This is a genomic window from Rhizobium sp. RHZ02 (genome assembly GCF_014851575.1).
Taxonomy (GTDB): Bacteria; Pseudomonadota; Alphaproteobacteria; order Rhizobiales; family Rhizobiaceae; genus Rhizobium; species Rhizobium altiplani.
The window spans coordinates 144,265-161,952 of the sequence record NZ_JACUZX010000004.1 but is presented as its reverse complement, the minus strand read 5'-3'; the positions used below and the strand labels follow the sequence as shown (position 1 = coordinate 161,952).

18 protein-coding genes are annotated in these 17,688 nt (G+C 60.8%); 8 read left to right on the top strand and 10 right to left on the bottom strand.

Going from position 1 to position 17,688, the window contains the following annotated elements:
* Positions 1-108: 108 nt before the first annotated feature.
* The 3 genes from rpsT to IB244_RS08480 all read left to right on the top strand — a co-directional run bounded on the left by rpsT (position 109) and on the right by IB244_RS08480 (position 3,972).
* Positions 109-387 carry a 30S ribosomal protein S20 gene (rpsT, locus tag IB244_RS08490; protein WP_016552476.1) on the top strand — a complete coding sequence of 93 codons (279 nt, stop codon included), beginning with the start codon at positions 109-111 and terminating at the stop codon, positions 385-387.
* Positions 388-1,223: 836 nt separating this feature from the next.
* Positions 1,224-2,771: a chromosomal replication initiator protein DnaA gene (dnaA, locus tag IB244_RS08485; RefSeq protein ID WP_026371516.1), complete on the top strand. Its 1,548-nt coding sequence runs from the start codon at positions 1,224-1,226 to the stop codon at positions 2,769-2,771.
* Positions 2,772-2,892: 121 nt separating this feature from the next.
* Positions 2,893-3,972: a saccharopine dehydrogenase family protein gene (locus IB244_RS08480; protein WP_192303911.1), complete on the top strand. Its 1,080-nt coding sequence runs from the start codon at positions 2,893-2,895 to the stop codon at positions 3,970-3,972.
* Here the strand turns inward: IB244_RS08480 and IB244_RS08475 are convergent.
* The 4 genes from IB244_RS08475 to gcvA all read right to left on the bottom strand — a co-directional run bounded on the left by IB244_RS08475 (position 3,969) and on the right by gcvA (position 9,045).
* Positions 3,969-5,096, bottom strand: coding sequence for an ABC transporter substrate-binding protein (locus tag IB244_RS08475; RefSeq protein ID WP_169679252.1), 1,128 nt, complete (start codon positions 5,094-5,096; stop codon positions 3,969-3,971). The two genes, IB244_RS08480 and IB244_RS08475, sit on opposite strands and share 4 nt — an antisense overlap.
* Positions 5,093-5,842 (bottom strand): siderophore-iron reductase FhuF, encoded by a 750-nt coding sequence (fhuF, locus tag IB244_RS08470; RefSeq protein ID WP_113470555.1) that lies wholly within the window; start codon positions 5,840-5,842, stop codon positions 5,093-5,095. The genes IB244_RS08475 and fhuF overlap by 4 nt, the downstream gene beginning before the upstream one ends.
* 4 nt (positions 5,843-5,846) lie before the next feature.
* Positions 5,847-8,024, bottom strand: a complete 2,178-nt coding sequence (locus tag IB244_RS08465) for a TonB-dependent siderophore receptor (RefSeq protein ID WP_192303909.1) — start codon at positions 8,022-8,024, stop codon at positions 5,847-5,849.
* Positions 8,025-8,160: 136 nt separating this feature from the next.
* Positions 8,161-9,045 (bottom strand): transcriptional regulator GcvA, encoded by an 885-nt coding sequence (gene gcvA / locus IB244_RS08460; RefSeq protein WP_169679247.1) that lies wholly within the window; start codon positions 9,043-9,045, stop codon positions 8,161-8,163.
* Between the two features lie 214 nt (positions 9,046-9,259).
* Between gcvA and IB244_RS08455 the strand changes: the two genes are divergently transcribed.
* Positions 9,260-10,177, top strand: coding sequence for a DMT family transporter (locus IB244_RS08455; RefSeq protein ID WP_192240310.1), 918 nt, complete (start codon positions 9,260-9,262; stop codon positions 10,175-10,177).
* On the opposite strand, the gene hemW is transcribed toward IB244_RS08455, so the two are convergent.
* Genes hemW through rph form a run of 4 tightly spaced genes read right to left on the bottom strand, consistent with a single transcriptional unit; the run spans position 10,174 to position 13,168 of the window.
* Positions 10,174-11,349: a radical SAM family heme chaperone HemW gene (gene hemW, locus IB244_RS08450; protein WP_192304087.1), complete on the bottom strand. Its 1,176-nt coding sequence runs from the start codon at positions 11,347-11,349 to the stop codon at positions 10,174-10,176. The two genes, IB244_RS08455 and hemW, sit on opposite strands and share 4 nt — an antisense overlap.
* A 34-nt stretch (positions 11,350-11,383) precedes the next feature.
* Positions 11,384-12,028: an RdgB/HAM1 family non-canonical purine NTP pyrophosphatase gene (rdgB, locus tag IB244_RS08445; protein ID WP_025658695.1), complete on the bottom strand. Its 645-nt coding sequence runs from the start codon at positions 12,026-12,028 to the stop codon at positions 11,384-11,386.
* Positions 12,029-12,035: 7 nt separating this feature from the next.
* Positions 12,036-12,452, bottom strand: a complete 417-nt coding sequence (locus tag IB244_RS08440) for a VOC family protein (protein ID WP_192303907.1) — start codon at positions 12,450-12,452, stop codon at positions 12,036-12,038.
* On the bottom strand, positions 12,449-13,168 hold the full coding sequence (rph, locus tag IB244_RS08435; protein WP_062371335.1) for a ribonuclease PH: 720 nt from the start codon (positions 13,166-13,168) through the stop codon (positions 12,449-12,451). The genes IB244_RS08440 and rph overlap by 4 nt, the downstream gene beginning before the upstream one ends.
* A 175-nt stretch (positions 13,169-13,343) precedes the next feature.
* On the opposite strand from rph, the gene hrcA reads away from it, so the two are divergent.
* On the top strand, positions 13,344-14,432 hold the full coding sequence (hrcA, locus tag IB244_RS08430; protein ID WP_018855124.1) for a heat-inducible transcriptional repressor HrcA: 1,089 nt from the start codon (positions 13,344-13,346) through the stop codon (positions 14,430-14,432).
* A 5-nt stretch (positions 14,433-14,437) separates the two neighbouring features.
* On the opposite strand, the gene IB244_RS08425 is transcribed toward hrcA, so the two are convergent.
* The gene (locus IB244_RS08425) at positions 14,438-14,872 is read right to left on the bottom strand and encodes a GFA family protein (RefSeq protein ID WP_018855123.1); all 435 of its coding nucleotides are present in this window, start codon (positions 14,870-14,872) and stop codon (positions 14,438-14,440) included.
* A gap of 219 nt (positions 14,873-15,091) precedes the next feature.
* Here IB244_RS08425 and grpE point away from each other — a divergent pair, with 219 nt between their 5' ends.
* Positions 15,092-15,712 carry a nucleotide exchange factor GrpE gene (gene grpE / locus IB244_RS08420; protein ID WP_018855122.1) on the top strand — a complete coding sequence of 207 codons (621 nt, stop codon included), beginning with the start codon at positions 15,092-15,094 and terminating at the stop codon, positions 15,710-15,712.
* A 30-nt stretch (positions 15,713-15,742) separates the two neighbouring features.
* Here grpE and IB244_RS08415 read toward each other — a convergent pair whose 3' ends face one another.
* Positions 15,743-16,687 (bottom strand): nucleoside hydrolase, encoded by a 945-nt coding sequence (locus IB244_RS08415; RefSeq protein ID WP_169679244.1) that lies wholly within the window; start codon positions 16,685-16,687, stop codon positions 15,743-15,745.
* A gap of 260 nt (positions 16,688-16,947) precedes the next feature.
* Here IB244_RS08415 and IB244_RS08410 point away from each other — a divergent pair, with 260 nt between their 5' ends.
* Positions 16,948-17,379: an Hsp20 family protein gene (locus IB244_RS08410; protein ID WP_192303905.1), complete on the top strand. Its 432-nt coding sequence runs from the start codon at positions 16,948-16,950 to the stop codon at positions 17,377-17,379.
* 49 nt (positions 17,380-17,428) lie between these two features.
* Positions 17,429-17,686: a DUF1150 family protein gene (locus tag IB244_RS08405; RefSeq protein WP_007799651.1), complete on the top strand. Its 258-nt coding sequence runs from the start codon at positions 17,429-17,431 to the stop codon at positions 17,684-17,686.
* Positions 17,687-17,688: the final 2 nt, after the last annotated feature.

The following is a 17,688-nucleotide window of genomic DNA, read 5'->3' as shown; positions in this document are numbered from 1 at the left end:
GTTCGGGAAGCCACTCCGGTTTTCCGATTATGCTCCCGCATTGCTGTATGAAGTGGCCGCAAGGCCCGCGGTGATACGGAGTTTGTTCGAATTCTTAGAGAGGCATCCATGGCCAATACAACTTCGGCGAAAAAAGCGACCCGCAAGATCGCCCGCCGTACCGACGTCAATAAGGCTCGTCGCTCGCGCGTTCGTACTTTCGTTCGCAAGGTCGAAGAGGCAATCGCATCTGGTGATGCTGCCAAGGCTAAGGAAGCTTTCCTGGCCGCGCAGCCGGAACTGGCTCGCGCCGCAAGCAAGGGCGTTGTGCACGCCAACACGGCTTCCCGTAAGGTTTCGCGCCTGGCAGCTCGTGTGAAGGCTCTGTCGGTTTCTGCGACCGCATAATCTTTCGTTAATAAACGCAGCATTATGATTAGCCCGGCAACTTTGTCGGGCTTTTTCGATTCCGCCGACTAGCTTCCGTATGGTTAATTCGGCGACGATTTCATGTCGGGCGTGTGACATGAAAAATGCAATGAAAACAAATACTTGTTGTAGGATACTTCAGGTGTGCTCGACTCAGGCCCTACAATCTGCGGTCTGAGCAGAGTCAAGAAGCTTTTTTATTTTTTTCTTTTTATGCGTGTCAAAAATGCCCAGAATCGGAATCCCCTTGATTCAAAAGCGATTCTTTTTTGACATCGATGTGACGCTCAAAAACTGCAGCCGGAGTCAACGGCCCGCTCTTAATTTTGCGTAAAATTCATCGTTGATTCCCGCATTCGATCCTGCCTAAATGCCGATCAACAAGGGGTCCAGACATCACCTGTAAAGGCTTGGTCTGAAACTGCCACGTCGGCAGGGCGATGATCCTGTGCCACTTGTTACGGAGAGTCAAAGTCTTCGGTTTTTCACGCAGTTAGGCATTTTTGACCGCGATGTGGCTGTCGCGGAACGGTGATGTTTTGTGTGTTGGTTGCACGCGTTGCGTGAAGCCGAATTGGGAAGAGAAGTCGTGGCAGGACGATTGGACGCCGGTGTTACGAGGAACGGCATCCAGTCCGAGGGAACGCAGTCGAACCGCATGATGCGGCGCGCACTTTCCCGGGAGCATCTTGCGAGTGGGGCAGTATTTGAGTGAACCGGCAGGCGAGTGGCTCATGAGGGTGCCACTTTCTAGCCATAGCGGGGAAATAATCGGGCGACGAAACAAAGTCGGCCGACGAATGGAAGGCGGCATGATGCAGATGAATACAATGACGGCGGATGTCCTGGAGAGTGGGGACAATGAACCGCAGGCGTTTGGCTCTATTTGCGCCGAGGCGGCAGGGGAAAAGGGAGACATGAAGCATGGTGTACTTTTCGAGCGTGTCAGCGCCCGTCTGAAGGCGCAGGTCGGTCCGGATGTTTATGCAAGCTGGTTTGCACGGCTGAAATTGCATTCGGTTTCAAAGAGCGTCGTGCGCCTGACGGTGCCGACAACTTTCCTGAAGTCCTGGATCAACAATCGGTATCTTGAGCTGATCACCAGCCTGTTCCGGGCCGAAGACTCTGAAATCCTGAAAGTCGAAATTCTTGTTCGCACGGCAACGCGTGGCGTTGGTAAGCCGGCTGAAGAGCCGGTTTCCCCGGAGCCTGTTGCCGCTGCGCAGACGCGCCGCCCTGTGGCGCAGCATGCCGGCCAGATTGCGCAGCAGGCGGTTTCGTCCGCTGCCGCAGCCCGTCCGGCCACCTCCGGCCAGCCGCTCTTCGGCTCGCCTCTGGATTCCCGCTTCACCTTCGACACCTTCGTCGAAGGCAGCTCGAACCGCGTGGCACTTGCCGCCGCCAAGACGATTGCGGAAGCCGGACAGGGCGCTGTCCGTTTCAATCCGCTGTTCGTCCATTCCAGCGTCGGCCTCGGCAAGTCGCATCTTCTGCAGGCGATCGCCAATGCCGCGGTTCAGAACCCGCGCGCACTGCGCGTCGTCTATCTGACGGCAGAGTATTTCATGTGGCGTTTCGCAACCGCGATCCGCGACAATGATGCTCTGACGCTCAAAGACTCGCTGCGCAACATCGACCTTCTGATCATCGACGACATGCAGTTCCTGCAGGGGAAGATGATCCAGCACGAGTTCTGCCACCTGCTGAACATGCTGCTCGACAGCGCCAAGCAGGTCGTGGTCGCTGCCGACCGCGCTCCCTGGGAGTTGGAATCGCTCGATCCACGCGTCCGCTCGCGTTTGCAGGGCGGCGTTGCCATCGAGCTCGATGCGCCGGACTACGAAATGCGCCTCGAAATCCTGAAGCGTCGCCTCGCCGTAGCTCGCGTCGAGGATCCGTCACTGGAAATCCCGGCGGAACTGCTCAACCATGTTGCCCGCAACATCACTGCGAGCGGCCGCGAACTGGAAGGCGCCTTCAACCAGCTGCTCTTCCGTCGCTCCTTCGAGCCGAACCTGACGGTAGAGCGCGTGGACGAGCTTCTTGCCCACCTTGTTGGTTCGGGTGAGCCGCGTCGCGTCCGCATCGAGGATATCCAGCGCATCGTCGCACGGCACTACAACGTGTCGCGCCAGGAGCTGGTCTCGAACCGCCGCACCCGTGTCATCGTCAAGCCGCGCCAGATCGCCATGTATCTGTCGAAGACGCTGACGCCGCGGTCCTTCCCGGAAATCGGCCGTCGCTTCGGCGGTCGCGATCATACGACCGTGTTGCATGCCGTTCGCAAGATCGAGGAGTTGATTGCTGAGGATACGAAGCTCTCGCATGAGATCGAGTTGCTGAAGCGCCTGATCAACGAATAGTCGGGAAACCTTCTGTGCTTTGACGGCCGGGGCATTGCTCCGGCCGTTTTCTTTTGCGCACAATCTTCTGTACGCTGGCTGTGAGGAGCGTGTGCCGCGTGCACAAAAGGGGAGGGAGTTGATGAGTTTCGACAGGATTGCCGTTCTCGGGCTGGGCAAGGTCGGGCGGTTGGCAGCGACGCTCCTGCACGAGGGGGGCTTCGAGGTTCTCGGCATCGATATTCAGGCGCCGACAGAGAGCCTTCCGTTCCAGTGCAGGAGTGGGGACGTTTCCGACCCCACCACCATCGGCGAACTGCTGTCGAGTGTCGAGGCCGTGCTTTCCTGCCTGCCCTATCACCTCAACATCGGCCTGGCGCGCGCTGCCCATCTTGCGGGGATCCATTATTTCGACCTCACGGAAGACGTGCCGACCACAAATTTCATCATCGAACTATCCAAGACCGCGCGCGGGCTGATGGCGCCGCAATGTGGCCTCGCCCCCGGCTTCGTCGGTATTGTCGGATCGAGCCTTGCGGATGGATTCGACAAATGCCGTTCCATTCGCATGCGCGTCGGCGCCCTGCCGCAGCATCCGACCGGTCTCCTCGGCTACGCCTTCAACTGGTCGCCCGAAGGCGTGGTCAATGAGTATTTGAACGACTGCGAAGTGATCGAGGGGGGCATTCGCAAGCTCGTCTCGCCGATGGAATGGCACGAGACGATCTACGTCGAGGGTGTGAAACTGGAGGCCTTCACGACATCAGGCGGCCTCGGCACCATGTGTGACACCATGCTCGGCAAGGTCGAGAACCTCGACTACAAGACGATGCGCTATCCCGGACACATGGATCTGATGAACTTCTTCTTTCACGAACTCCTGATGCGCGACAGGCGCAAGCTTGCCGGTGAAATCCTCACCAACGCCAAGCCGCCGGTCGAGGACGATGTTGTGTATGTCCACGTGGCAGCGGAGGGCACGGAGAACGGCAACCTGCGCCGCAAGGAGTTTGTGCGCGCCTACTATCCGATCGAGATAGCAGGCGCTCGCCGCACGGCGATTGCCTGGACGACATCGGCCTCGGTGGTTGCCGTGATCGAAATGGTGCGCGAGGACCTGCTGCCGTCCACCGGCTTCCTGCATCAGGAATACATTCCGCTGGAGATGTTCCTCAACACGCCGACCGGCAGTCTTTTCAAGACCGGTGCGCCTGGACGTTAACCCGCCAAGCTAGTCCAGTATGCCCCCTCGAACGGGACCGCAGCGAAACGCTCGTTGATTTCGGCGAGGCCGCCCGCCGGATCGAGATCGCCGAACAGGTCAGGCCTTACCCAGGATGCCACGGCTTCCGCCGCCAGCACATTCAGCGGCACGGCGTTGAAGAAGTTCCACATGCCATGCACATTTCCCTCGCGCACAGCCTTCAGTGGGGCAAGGGCGGGTGCCTTAACGGTTTCCTGGAGCGACCGACGGGCTTCTGCGGGATCGGCGCCAGGGCCAATCGAGAAGACGGTGTAGACGCCACCCGGCGAGCCTGTGGCGATATAGACGTCCGGCTCCGCCGCGATGATGTATTCCGCCGTCACCGGCCCGCCCTGCGGCGGTAGGTTCTTGTCCGCGATGTTGCGTCCGCCGGCAAGCGTGATCAACTCGCCGAGGCCGGTCCGGCCGATCGCCCAGCTGCCCCGTGTTGCGCTCGGGAAGGCGTCCATCAGCACCAGCGGCGCATCCTCGCCTCTCCCTGCCGACTCTGCCTTGATGCGCTGCACCCGCTTTTCGAAGAACTGCGCATAATCTTCCGCTTGCCGATCGCATTCCAGAACGCGGCCGAGGAGGCGAATGTCTCGCGGGGTGTTCTTCAGTGGATCGAGATTGAAATCGACGACGATGACAGGCACGCCGATCGATTGGAGATAGTCGATGGCACGTTCGCCTTGTTCGCCATCGGCCTGCCACCTGCCCATGATTGCAAGGTCCGCCTCCAAGGAGAGTGCGGCCTCAAAGTTCATGCCATCCGCCTGCCCATTGCTGACCAGCGGGACCTTGTCGAGGGCCGGAAACTTGCTGCGAAAGGCGTCGTAGATGAACGGATTGTCCGTCTTCATGTCGGTCGCCCAGCCAGCAAGCAGGCTGACCGGATCCGGATGGATCAGCGACAGCGCGAAAAGATTGAATCCCGTTCCGAGGATGATCGACTTCGGCTTCCTTGAAATCGTCACCGTTCGACCGACCGCGTCGGTCACGGTCAGCGGCCAGCGCGTCTCGGCCTTCAAGAGAGCCGGCGCGCAGAGCGTCGTGGACGCGGCGGCGAGAAAGCCACGTCTCGTGATCGTGGAAAGGGTCATTGTACGTTCCTTTGGCTCGGAAGAGCGCAAGGCTTGCCGCAGCTCGGCACGTCGGGCAGCATGTAGCGCAAGCAGCATATCTTCCGCCGGGCGACGCGCTCACCATCCTCCTCGACATATCGGACGCTGCCGCAAAGAGGATTGACGCCGCCATCCGGCAGGCAGCCGCGCACGAACACCGTGAGATCGGGGCCTTCAGCTGGCCGGGTCAATCGCAGCGCATAGTCGAGATAGACAGCGGCATTGTTCCAGCACAGCTTGGCCGAAATACCGCAAGCGTTGAGTTTCGCGACCGCCTCGGGAAGATGTTGCTCCAACAATGGACCTATCGCCCCGAACCCGTCGTCCTCCTCGACCGCGGCATGCCCGCCCCGGTGTGGAACGCCGAACGCGCGTGGCAGCCCGTTCTCCTGCAATGCGATGGTCATCTCATCGAAGGCGATCGGCAGCGCCTGCGCGGCGAGGCGGCGCGCCAGCACGTAGGGGATGGAAAGAGTGGAGAAGTAATATAACGACCACATCGAGACGACGGCGCGCCTGTCGCTGTCTCCACATGCCTCGGCATAACGATCAATCGCCTGCCTGAACCCGCCGTCACCGAAGAAGCGCGGCAGCGGTACCCCGTCCGATAGCTCGGTTGAGAGTACCATCTTCTCGCTGCACCACGCATGCTCGCCGGCGAAAGCCGGCGAGAGAATCGAGGCGCTCTGGCCTCGATCGGCGACATGGTGCTGTGCGCTCGCCATCAGCTCACCATGTGTAGCGCAGGCTGCCGATCACGGCGCGGCCCTGGTCGCGATAGCAGAAGCCCGCCGAGCAGACGGCCTCCCGGCGGTCGAAGAGGTTGGTGGCGTTCACCTGCAGGCTCAGGCCGTCGTATTTCTTGTCCAGCGCCGCGAAATCATAGCTGATGGCGGCGTCGAAGAGGACGCGTGAGCCGTTCTGCGCCGTGTTGGCGTCGCTGGTGTAACTCTTGCCGAGATAACGGGTGCCGAAGCCGATGCCGAGGCCGTAGACCGGGCTGCTCTCCTGGAATGTGTAATTCGCCCAGAGCGAAGCCATGTGCCTCGGAACCGACGAGACGGAATTGCCAACGGTCCCGGTCGTTCCTTCCAGGATCTCGGTATCGGTGTAGGTATAAGACGCGACCAGCGACAGGCCGTTGTCGAGGCTCGTGGTCGCTTCGAGTTCCAAGCCACGGGAGCGAATCTTGCCGCGCTGCACCTGAATGTTCGCCGGTCCTGTCGGCAGGTTCACGACCTCGTAGTAGAGGCTGTTCTTCTGGTCGATATTGAACAGCGCAGCCGTCAGCAGCGTGTTGCTGTTCGGGAGCAGGTACTTGACGCCGATCTCTTCCTGCTCGCTTTCCGTCGGCTTGAAGGGCTGGTCCGTCTCCTGGTTGATACCGGCATTGGGTGCGAAGGCGGTGGAGTAGCTGGCATAAGGTACAATGCCGAAATCGGTCTCGTAGCCCAAGCCGACACGGCCGGAGAATGCCTTGTCCTTTTGCGAGAGGCTGGTCAGAGCGTTCGTGCTGAGGTCGGTATTGTCGGTGTCGGTCGAAACCCAGTCGTAACGCCCTCCGACGGTGAGTATCCATGCGTCATAGCGGATTTGGTCCTGCAGGTAGGTGCCGACCTGCCATTGATCCTGGATGGTGCGCGTGTCGAAGTCGATCGGTGCAACGGGCGCTCCCGCGGTCGGATTGTTGGTGTCGAGCGGCGGCGACACGCCCCGACCATCGAGCGAACGCCAGCGCAGCTTGGTCAGGTCCAGGCCCGCAAGCACCGTATGGTCGACCGCCCCCGTTTCGAACTTGGCTTCCAATTGATTGTCGATGACGAAGGCCGTCAGCCGCTCGTCGAACGTGCCGGCGCTGCGGTCGAGGAGACTTGGATCGACCGCGTTGGGGGCGTAGGCAAAGGCCCAGTCGGCGTCGATGTTGAGCGTCGATGCACGGGCGTTCTGGCGGAACACGAAGACGTCGTTCAGCCGGTGCTCGAATTCATAGCCGATGCGCGCCTGGTTCTGGACTGAATCGTTGAAGGCCGGATTGCCTGCGAAAATGTCGGTTACGTTGCCGGCCGGATCATTGTAGTAGGCCGCCGTCCCACCGGTCTTGGTTCGGGAATACTCGCCGAGAATGGTAAGCTTGGTATCCTCGTCCGGCTTCCACATGAAGGCTGGCGCGATATAGACGCGGTCGTCGGGAACGCTGACCTGTTCCGTGTTGGCATCGCGGTAGAGGCCAGTCAGGCGATAATAGAAGGGGTCCTCATTGTTAACGGGACCTGAGAGGTCGAACTGGGTCTGATAGCGTTGGTCGGTACCATACTGCAGCTGAACTTCGTGAAAAGCGTCTTCCGTCGGCCGCTTGGTGATGAGGTTGTAGAGACCGCCGGCGCCCGTTGCTCCATACAGCGCTGAGGATGGTCCACGCAGGATTGAGACACCTTCGAGGCCGTAAGGCTCGGTCTTGAAGAGTGACGAACCTGCGCCGGGCTGACGAAGGTTATCGCGGAAGATCCCCGTATAGGTCACGTCGAAGCCGCGTACCGAGAATGAATCGAAGCGCGGATCGAAGCCGTAAGCACCGACACGAGTGCCCGGTGTGTAGGCGACCGTATCGAGCAGGCTCTGCGGATTGCGGTCCCTCAACTGCTGCTCGGTTACGGACGAAATCGACTGAGGAATCTCGATGAACGGCGTGTCGGTCTTCGTGCCTGTCGCGCTGCTCTTGCCGACATAGCCGTCAGCCTGGATCACGCCGCCGCTGCCGCCATTGACGATGATATCTTCAAGAACCGTCGCTCCGTCTTGCTGCCCCGCGGCATCCTGTGCCGCAGCCGGCGCGAGAAGATGGGCGAGCACCACGCCCGTCAAAGCTGATGTGGAAAGGAATCGAGAAGAAAATTGAAGATTATTCATTGGCTTATCACACCGGAAGGCTCATTGCAGAATTTTATCTGGAGTGTAATAGTCAAGAAAAAGCCCGAAGAAAACCCTATTTTATGATTAAAATGCTCCACTTTTTAATCAGCATGACAAATCAGCCACAGTCAGGTCAGGCCTGTGCCTCGGTCAGCAGCCAGCGGCGAAAGGCCGCCGCTGCCGGTCGCTCGAGCGCGGGGCCCGGATAGACGAGGTGGAAGGCAAGGCGGCTTGCGATCCCAAGCGGGAAAGGCGTGATCACCGCACCTTCCTTCAGGTCCCGCTCCAGAAACGAGCGTCGCATCAAGGCAAAGCCGAGCCCGGCCTTCATCGCGTCATAGGCTCCGTTGCCATGCATGAAGATCGGCCCGCGCGACGGATCGACCCCCGTTGCGCCGGCCGCTTCCAGCCAGAGCTGCCAGTCATGGCGATAGACGTCATGGATCAGTTGGAAACCAGCGAGGGCGCCGGGCGACGGATTGCTCCCCAGTTCAGCGGCAAGCTTTGGCGTGCAGACCGGCACGAGTTCGTCATCGACGAGCCGCTCGCTGATCAGGCCGTCATACCCGCCGAGCCCGTGGCGGATTGCGAGGTCGATGCCGTCACGCTGAAAGTCGAGCACGCGGTGCGATGCGCTGATGCGAACGTCGATTTCAGGGTGCATCGCCTCGAAGCGCCCGAGACGCGGCACGAGCCAGTAGGTCGCAAATCCCGCCGTGCAGGTGACGTTGAGGACGGCGCCGCGTCCCCGCGCCGTGATTGCCGCCGTCGCCTCCCGGACCAGACGGAATGCTGCCCTAAGCGTCGAAAAATAATCCGCGCCCTCAACCGTCAAGGCCAGCGCGCGCGTCTTGCGCTCGAAGAGCTTGACGCCAAGCGATGCTTCCAGGTCACGGATCTGCAGGCTGACGGCGCCCGGCGTGACGTTGAGCTCTTTTGCCGCAAGCGTCATGCTGAGGTGTCGCGCGGCGGCTTCGAAGGCCCTAAGTGCTGAAAGAGAGGGAAGATAGTCGCTCATGGTTTAGCTCAGCTATATCATGGATCGAGAAAGACTCGTTTGTCTCCTGCCAGGCATCGCAATAATATCAGCATGAAAGCTGTCGAAAAAGCTGATTCAAGCTGCGCGATGAGCGAGAATTAATCGAGAATGGCCGCGTTCGAGACGCGCAACAATCGGGTGGTGGCAGCCAGCGGCTGGATGTATTCCGGTCAGGCTGACTAGGGAGAAGATAATGCAGCAGAAACAAATGGGCCTTGCCGAGTGGGGAATGCTGCTGGTGTTGTCCCTGTTATGGGGCGGCTCCTTCCTCTTCAACGGTATTCTGGTGAAGACCCTGCCGCCGTTCACGATCGTCGCGGGCCGGGTCCTGGTTGCCGCACTTGCGCTGAACCTTATCGTCCGAGCCACCGGCCATGCGATGCCGCGCGACGCTAGGTCCTGGGCTGCGTTCTTCGGCATGGGCATCCTGAACAACATGATCCCCTTCTGCCTCATCGTCTGGGGCCAGACGCACATCGCAAGCGGCCTTGCCTCGATCCTGAATGCCACGACGCCGCTCTTCGGTGTCGTCGTCGCGCATTTCCTGACAGCGGACGAAAAGATGACCGGCAACCGCCTGCTCGGCGTCCTCGTTGGCTTTGCTGGTGTTGCCTACATGATTGGCTTCGACGTGTTGCGTGATCTCGGCTCGAACGTGCTGGCGCAGCTTGCCGTGCTCGGTGCTGCGCTCTCCTACTCCTTCGCCGGGATTTTCGGCCGACGCTTCCGCCAGATGGGCATGGCGCCGCTCATTCCCGCCGCCGGACAGGTTACCGCTTCGACCATCCTGATGCTGCCGATCGCGCTCGTCGTGGATCAACCTTGGACTTTGGCCGCCCCGTCACTCGAGACCTGGATGGCCTTGCTGGGCCTGGCCTTGCTGTCGACGGCGATCGCCTATGTGTTGTTCTTCCGCATCCTGGCAACGGCAGGGGCGACAAACCTCATGCTCGTGACCTTCCTGATCCCGGTCAGCGCCATCCTGCTCGGCGCAGCTATTCTCGGCGAGCAACTGCAAGCCAAGCATCTGATCGGCATGGCGATGATTGCGATCGGCCTTGCGGCGATCGACGGGCGGTTGTTTTCCCTGGGACGAAAGCGGCCGGCCTAGCAGGCGAGGTCGGCTACGACGGAATCGAGGATCAGCATACCCGACGGCGTGCAGCGAAGCCGGGAATTGCCGATCCGCTCGACGAAGCCGTGTTCCAGCAGGAATTCTTCACGCTTTGGGTCGAGATCGCGGCCTGAAAGCTGTTGCCAGCGGGCGAGATCGACACCTTCCTTCAGGCGTAGTCCCATCAACAGCAGTTCGTCCGCCTGCTCCTCGTAGCCGAGTTGTTCCTGATCGAGGATGCCGTGGCCGTCGCGCTCGACGAGATCGAGCCAACTTTCCGGCTTCCGCTCGGTCGCCGTCGCGATCTTCATCGCGCCGCGCGTCAGCCGCCCGTGGGCGCCGGGGCCGATACCGGCATAGTCGCCGTAACGCCAATAGGTGAGGTTGTGGCGGCTCTCCGCGCCGGGGCGCGCGTGGTTGGACACCTCGTAGGCCGGCATTCCTTCGCGAGCCGTGATCTCCTGCGTCGCTTCGTAGAGCAATGCCGATTGATCGCCGTCCGGAACGACAAGCTTGCCCGCCTTGTGAAGGCCGTAGAAGGGCGTGCCTTCCTCGATCGTCAGCTGGTAGAGCGAGAGGTGATCGACCGCGTAGGAGATCGCCTCCTTCAGCTCGCGCTCCCATTCCTCGACAGTCTGGTTCGGGCGAGCATAGATCAGGTCGAAGGACATGCGCGGAAAGATGTCGCGTGCCAGCTTGATCGCCTTCAGCGCGTCGGCAACGTCGTGCAGCCGTCCGAGAAACTTCAGGTCGCGGTCATTCAAGGCTTGGACGCCAAGCGAGACGCGGTTGACCCCGGCGGCGCGATAGCCCCGGAAACGCTCCGCCTCGACGCTGGAGGGGTTCGCCTCCATGGTGATCTCGATACCGTCTGGCATATGCCAATGCTTGGCAATACCATTGAGAATGGCCGAAACCGTCGAAGGGTTCATCAGAGAGGGCGTGCCGCCGCCGAGGAAGACGCTCGTCACCGTCTTCGGCCCGCTCAATTGGCGCACCGTTGCCAGTTCCTTCAGGAAGGCCGCAGTGAAGCGCTCCTGATCGACCGGCTGGTGGCGGACATGGCTGTTGAAATCGCAATAGGGGCACTTGGCAGCGCAGAACGGCCAATGCACGTAGACGCCGAAGCCGGGTTCGCCGGTATCGGGCAGAAGAGCGGCATAGCGCATCAGGTCAGGCTGTTCCAAAGTGTCCACGTTGCCCTTAGGCTTCCAGGCAGGTTTCGACGAAAATCTTGAAGGCGCGGGCGCGGTGCGACAGGGCCTCTGCGTCGCCCGGCTTCCAGCCGTGTTTTTCTTCCCCGCTCATCTCTCCAAAGGTAGTGTCATAGCCCTCGGGTTGAAAGACCGGATCGTAGCCGAAGCCTTGGCTGCCGCGCGGCGGCCAGACGACAGCGCCCTCGACTTCACCGCGGAAGAGCTCCGTATGGCCGTCCGGCCAGGCAAGGCAGAGCACGCTTACGAAGCGGGCGGTACGCTGTTCCGGCTTTGAAGCGCCGGCCTTGTCCAGCGCCGCCTCGACTTTCTCCATCGCCATCGCGAAGTCGCGGGTCCCGTCGGGCTTCTCGGCCCAGTTGGCGGTATAGACGCCAGGATCGCCGCCGAGCGCATCGATGGCGAGGCCGGAATCATCCGACAGCGCCGGAAGTCCAGCGGCTTCCGCAGAAGCGAGCGCCTTGATCTTTGCGTTTTCCTCGAAGGTGGTGCCGGTTTCGTCAGGCTCCACGAAGTTCAATTCAGCCGCCGACTTCGCGGTGAAGCCGAAGGGGCCGATCAGGTCCTGGATTTCCCGGATCTTGCCGGCATTGTGGCTGGCAACGACAATGGTCTTGGTTTCGAGCTTGCGCATGATTGTCCTATTCGAGGCCCCAGATACGGGCTTCAGCGCATTCAAGGCTGTTGCCCGCTGGATCGCGGAAATAGATCGATCGGCCGCCCTGCGGCCAGGTGACTTCGGATTCGATGGCGACACCCTCGGACATCAACCGGGTGGCAATCGCATCGAGATTTTCGCCCGAGACGCGGAAACAGGCGTGTCCCGCACCGCTTGTGCCATGAGGCGGCACCTGCAGCGCGGTCGTTGAGGGCGGCTTGATCGTTTCTTTCGGATTGAAAATCAGCAGCACGCCGGGGCCGCAGCGAAAGAAGACATGCCGGTTGCCGCTCCGCGAGATCTTCGAAAGACCGAGAACGCCTTCATAGAAGGCTTCGACCTTGTCGAGATCCTCAGCATAGAGCGCCGTCTCCAGCATGCCTTCCAGCACGTCGTTCATCCGGCGATCGCCTGCTTTTGCATCGCCACGAGTTCGGCAATGCCCCCCTTGGCGAGCGTCATCAGCGAAGCGAACTCCTCGTCGGTAAAGGGCGTGCCTTCGGCGGTGCCCTGAATTTCGACGATACCGCCAGTGCCGGTCATCACGAAGTTCGCGTCGGTCTCGGCCGAGGAGTCTTCGAGATAGTCGAGGTCAAGGACCGACTGGTTTGCGAAGATGCCACAGGAAATGGCCGCGACATGGTCCTTGAGCACGCGCTCGACCTTGAGCATGTTGCGGCTCTCCATCCATTTCAGGCAGTCGTAGAGCGCAATCCAGGCGCCCGTGATCGAGGCGGTGCGCGTTCCGCCGTCCGCCTGGATGACGTCGCAATCGAGGGTGATCTGGCGCTCGCCGAGCTCCTTGAGGTCGACGACGGCGCGCAGCGAGCGGCCGATCAGGCGCTGGATCTCCTGGGTGCGACCGCCCTGCTTGCCGGCCGCAGCTTCGCGCTTCATGCGATCGCCGGTGGCGCGCGGCAGCATGCCGTATTCGGCCGTAACCCAGCCCTTGCCGGTGTTGCGCAGCCATGCCGGCGGCTTTTCCTCGACGCTCGCCGTGCACAACACATGCGTATCGCCGAACTTCACCAGACAGGAGCCTTCCGCGTGCTTGGAGAAATTGCGCTCGAAAGAGACCTTGCGCATCTGGTCGGTTTTTCTGCCTGAGGGCCGCATACTATTCTCCTAATCATCGTGCCGAAGGCGTGAGCAGGCTTCGGGTAGATCATGCGTGCTATGGTGTTGAGAGCTTCTACGATTGGCAGCGTCCATTTGCAATTTCCCTTTTGCCGCTGCGGAGAGATTGGCTATATTTTGTCGGATCATCGTCAGCACGGGTACGCAAGGTTTCATGGAGTTCAGATCGACGTCGGTTTCAGAGGCAGTGGCTGCGCTGGATGAACGCTCCAAGGAAATCTTTCGCCGCATCGTGGAGGGCTATCTGGAAACGGGCGAACCGCTCGGTTCCCGCAACCTTTCGCGAATCCTGCCGATGTCGCTGTCGCCGGCGTCCGTACGCAATGTGATGAGCGATCTGGAAGAACTCGGCCTCATCTATTCACCGCATGTCAGTTCCGGGCGTCTGCCGACGCAGATCGGCCTGCGCTTCTTCGTCGACGCCTTCATGCAGGTGGGCGATCTCTCGGCCGAGGATCGTGCCAACATCGATCGGCAGGTGCGCGCCGAAAGCCGCGACAATCCGATGGAATTGATGATGAACGAGGCGAGCCGAATGCTCTCGGGCATTTCGCGCGGCGCCGGACTTGTCATCACCTCGAAAAGCGATCCTGTGCTCAAGCATGTCGAGTTCATTCGCCTCGAGCCGACCAAGGCGCTTGCGGTGCTCGTTGGCGATCACGACCAGGTGGAAAACCGCATCATCGAGCTTCCGGCAGGCGTCACATCATCGCAATTGACCGAGGCCGCAAACTTCCTCAACGCGCATATGACCGGCCAGACGCTGCCGGAACTGCGCAATCAGCTGAGCCGACTGAAGGACGATGTCCGCCGCGAACTCGACACGCTGTCGCAGGATCTCGTCGAGCGCGGCATCGCTGTGTGGTCCGGCAGCGCGGACGAAGGCAAACCGGCTCAGCTCATCATTCGCGGCCGCGCCAATTTGCTCGCCGGTCTCGCCGGTGCCGACGATCTCGACCGCCTGCGCATGCTGTTCGACGACCTCGAGAAAAAAGACAGCTTGCTGGAACTCCTCAATCTGGCCGAAAGCGGGCCAGGTGTGCGCATTTTCATCGGCTCTGAGAACAAGCTCTTCTCGCTCTCCGGCTCGTCGTTGATCGTTGCGCCTTATCGTGACGATGACGACCGCATTGTCGGTGCCGTGGGAGTGATCGGGCCGACGCGTCTCAACTACTCGCGCATCGTCCCGATGGTCGATTATACCGCTCAGCTTATGACGCGATTGTCACGCGGCGCGAAGTAGCGCGGCTACTCAGGCAACGTGTCGCCCGAGCCGCCCATCTCCGCGGGCATGTCTTTATATTTGGGCAGGCCGTCACGAATGCGCAGCACGCTCTCCTGATAGTTCACGTGCAGCGCCGGGGTGTAGTCGAGATCCGGCAGAAGTGCCGCGTAGACGTCGGTGACGCCCCAGGTCGGGTGCTCGGTGTAGAGATGCCCACCGCACAGCTCGCAGAACTTCCGCACGCTGGTATCGGACTTCTGATAGCCCTCGACATGCTCTCCGCCTTTAGTGACCCGGACAGCCTGGGGCTGCCAGAGCGTGAAGGCATTGACCGGCCCTGCGGACCAATGCCGGCAGGAGGCACAGTGGCAGTATCCCATCGCCACCGGTTCGCCGGTAGCAACAATCTCCACGGCGCCGCAGAAGCAGCGCCCGGAATAGCTTTTCTGATCGCTCATGGTAGCAGCTCCCTGACCCAGGATTAGGCCGAAGCAAGAAAGGTTTAGGTAGCTCTAAAATAAAAGAACTTTAGCGCGAGCAAGTCAAGCTGGCCCTCTCGCTCAACCCGGCATGAGTTGCCCCGCATCGCGCGCTTTTCAGTCACGCAGACTTGATTTTTGCCCGTCAAAGCTCGATATCGGGCACATCCTAAAAGACACCAATCACCGGAGAACGTCATGACTGACGAAACGACGAAGAACGGACCTGACGCAGCCGCGGCCGAAGCCGCAGCGGACGCCGCCGCAAACGTCGAGAACGAAGCCACCGCACAGCCCGATCCGCTGGAACTTCTGAAGGGCGAGAACGCAGAGCTGCGCGACCGCTATCTGCGGCTTGCTGCCGAGATGGATAACCTGCGCCGCCGCACCGAGCGGGAAATCAAGGACGCCAAGACCTATTCGGCTGCTGGCTTCGCCCGCGACATGTTGGCCGTTTCGGACAACCTGCGCCGCGCCATCGATGCGATTCCGGAGGAAGCAAGGGCTGCCGCTGATGCCGGCCTGACAACGCTGATCGAGGGTGTCGAGATGACGGAACGCTCGATGTTGGCGGCGCTCGAGCGCCACGGTGTCCGAAAGCTGGAGCCGGTTGGCCAGAAGTTCGATCCGAATTTCCACCAGGCCATGTTCGAAGTACCGAACCCTGAGGTGCCGAACAACACCGTTGTTCAGGTCGTTCAGGCTGGCTACACGATTGGCGAGCGTGTTCTGCGCCCGGCCATGGTCGGCGTCGCCAAGGGCGGACCGAAGCTGGTCGAACCCGAAACCAATTCGGTTTTCGACCAGAAGGACGCCTGATCCCTCAGGCGCCCGTCAAACAATCCGAAATCAGATGCGGGCGAAACGCTCGATCAGCAGATCGAAAAATCCGTCCGCATCGACATCGCGCATGACCTGCGCATTGCGCTTGCGGTGGGTCACGTGCCACCAGTCGACGACGGTCATGCCGGCAGTCAGTTCCGACTTCACCTCGATCTCGACATTGCAGGTCCGCCCCTTGAAAAGCTCCGGCTTCAGCAGATAGGCGATAACCGTCGGGTCGTGCAGCGGGCCGCCGTCCGAGCCGTATTTCTCGACATCGAAGCGTTCGAAGAATTCCAGCATCTCGACCATGGCGATGGCCGGGCGTGTGCCGAGATCAGCCATGCGCTTGACGCGGTCCTTGCCTGTCAGAAGCTTGTGCGTGACGTCGAGCGGCATCATCACGATCGGAACGCCGGAGCGGAAGACGATGTCGGCTGCCTCGGGATCCACGAAGATGTTGAATTCGGCGGCCGGCGTAATGTTGCCACCCTCGAAGAAGCCGCCGCCCATCATGACCAGTTCATGGACGCGCGGGATGATGTCGGGCGCCTGCTGGAAGGCCAGGCCAATATTGGTCAGCGGCCCCAGCGTGCAGAGCGTCACTGCGCCTTCCGGCTCGCTGCGCAGCGTCTCGACGATGAAATCCACCGAATGCTGCGTCTGCAGCGGCATCGTGGGCTCGTCGAGAACCGGACCGTCGAGGCCGGTCTTGCCATGCACGTGCTCCGCGGTCACCAGCTTGCGCGCAATCGGCTTGTCGGCGCCGGCAAAGACCTTCGTATCGGTGCGACCACAGAGCTCGCAGACGATGCGCGCATTGCGGCTGGTGTAGGACAGTGGCACGTTGCCGGCGACCGTGGTGATGCCGAGTACATCGAGCTCTTCCGGGCTGCCAAAAGCCAGCATGATGGCGGCTGCGTCGTCCTGACCGGGGTCAGTGTCGATGATGATCTTTCTAGGGTTTGCCATTCCGATCGTTCCCATCCTCGTGGTGCGCGTCTTCGTGGCATGCACCGTTTGTTTATATTCCCGTCGCAAATCGGCACAGCCGGCGCGGGCAGGATTTGATGCGAGTCGGCGCCTGCTTTGTCAAGGTCGGACCCTTGCTGGCTTCCCGGGAGCGAGCATGGACGTCCGCCTTGCGCCCGGGCTCGGCAATTCCCATATTGTCGGCAGTCGGATGCTGCATTTCAGGTCCGGCAAGGTCGCTTGAATCAAGGACTTGAAAGATGAGCCGCATGACGCCTTTCGCGAGCCCGCTGCTTTTGGGCTTTGACGCCATGGAGAAGACGCTGGAGCGCCTTTCCAAGGCGAGTGATGGCTATCCCCCCTACAATATCGAGCGCGTTGCTCCTGACCGCGCTTCCGGCGATCCGGAAAGGCTGCGCATAACCCTTGCCGTCGCGGGATTCGCTGAGGACGACCTCGATGTCTGCGTCGAGGAAAATCAGCTGTCGATCCGCGGCCGTCAGGCAGAGCAGGGAGAGCGCGATTATCTCTATCGCGGCATCGCCGCGCGTCAGTTCCAGCGGACCTTTGTTCTGGCCGACGGCATGCAGGTTTTGGGCGCTTGCCTCAAGAATGGGTTGCTGTCGGTGGATCTCATCCGCCCCGAACCGAGCCGCATGGTGAAGAAAATTAACATTTCGGTCTCACAGTAGGACAACGGCGCATGTTGAGCCGTTGGTCCCTTCTCTTGGAGGTACAGGAATGTTGATGAAAGAAGCCAATTCGCACCTGACCAAAACCGAACTTGCCGGCATCGGCAACGGCGAGGTCGCCTATATCCGCAAGATGCGCAACGAAGAAGTTGCCAAGTGCTTCCCGGAAGCGCCAGACATCGATCCGAGCGTTGACCTCTGGGCGCTATTCGGCGCCGATGGCACGCCGATCCTTTTGACGGATAATCGCTCCAGCACCTTCTTCAAGGCCGCTGAGGATGAGCTGAAAACGGTGAGCCTGCACTAGGC

What these genes read in the sequence shown, in the direction of transcription:
- rpsT (WP_016552476.1), top strand. Translation starts at nt 109, where the DNA reads ATGGCCAATACAACTTCGGCGAAAAAAGCGACCCGCAAGATCGCCCGC.
- dnaA (WP_026371516.1), top strand. Translation starts at nt 1,224, where the DNA reads ATGCAGATGAATACAATGACGGCGGATGTCCTGGAGAGTGGGGACAAT.
- IB244_RS08480 (WP_192303911.1), top strand. Translation starts at nt 2,893, where the DNA reads ATGAGTTTCGACAGGATTGCCGTTCTCGGGCTGGGCAAGGTCGGGCGG.
- IB244_RS08475 (WP_169679252.1), bottom strand. Translation starts at nt 5,096, where the DNA reads ATGACCCTTTCCACGATCACGAGACGTGGCTTTCTCGCCGCCGCGTCC.
- fhuF (WP_113470555.1), bottom strand. Translation starts at nt 5,842, where the DNA reads ATGGCGAGCGCACAGCACCATGTCGCCGATCGAGGCCAGAGCGCCTCG.
- IB244_RS08465 (WP_192303909.1), bottom strand. Translation starts at nt 8,024, where the DNA reads ATGAATAATCTTCAATTTTCTTCTCGATTCCTTTCCACATCAGCTTTG.
- gcvA (WP_169679247.1), bottom strand. Translation starts at nt 9,045, where the DNA reads ATGAGCGACTATCTTCCCTCTCTTTCAGCACTTAGGGCCTTCGAAGCC.
- IB244_RS08455 (WP_192240310.1), top strand. Translation starts at nt 9,260, where the DNA reads ATGCAGCAGAAACAAATGGGCCTTGCCGAGTGGGGAATGCTGCTGGTG.
- hemW (WP_192304087.1), bottom strand. Translation starts at nt 11,349, where the DNA reads ATGCGCTATGCCGCTCTTCTGCCCGATACCGGCGAACCCGGCTTCGGC.
- rdgB (WP_025658695.1), bottom strand. Translation starts at nt 12,028, where the DNA reads ATGCGCAAGCTCGAAACCAAGACCATTGTCGTTGCCAGCCACAATGCC.
- IB244_RS08440 (WP_192303907.1), bottom strand. Translation starts at nt 12,452, where the DNA reads ATGAACGACGTGCTGGAAGGCATGCTGGAGACGGCGCTCTATGCTGAG.
- rph (WP_062371335.1), bottom strand. Translation starts at nt 13,168, where the DNA reads ATGCGGCCCTCAGGCAGAAAAACCGACCAGATGCGCAAGGTCTCTTTC.
- hrcA (WP_018855124.1), top strand. Translation starts at nt 13,344, where the DNA reads ATGGAGTTCAGATCGACGTCGGTTTCAGAGGCAGTGGCTGCGCTGGAT.
- IB244_RS08425 (WP_018855123.1), bottom strand. Translation starts at nt 14,872, where the DNA reads ATGAGCGATCAGAAAAGCTATTCCGGGCGCTGCTTCTGCGGCGCCGTG.
- grpE (WP_018855122.1), top strand. Translation starts at nt 15,092, where the DNA reads ATGACTGACGAAACGACGAAGAACGGACCTGACGCAGCCGCGGCCGAA.
- IB244_RS08415 (WP_169679244.1), bottom strand. Translation starts at nt 16,687, where the DNA reads ATGGCAAACCCTAGAAAGATCATCATCGACACTGACCCCGGTCAGGAC.
- IB244_RS08410 (WP_192303905.1), top strand. Translation starts at nt 16,948, where the DNA reads ATGAGCCGCATGACGCCTTTCGCGAGCCCGCTGCTTTTGGGCTTTGAC.
- IB244_RS08405 (WP_007799651.1), top strand. Translation starts at nt 17,429, where the DNA reads ATGTTGATGAAAGAAGCCAATTCGCACCTGACCAAAACCGAACTTGCC.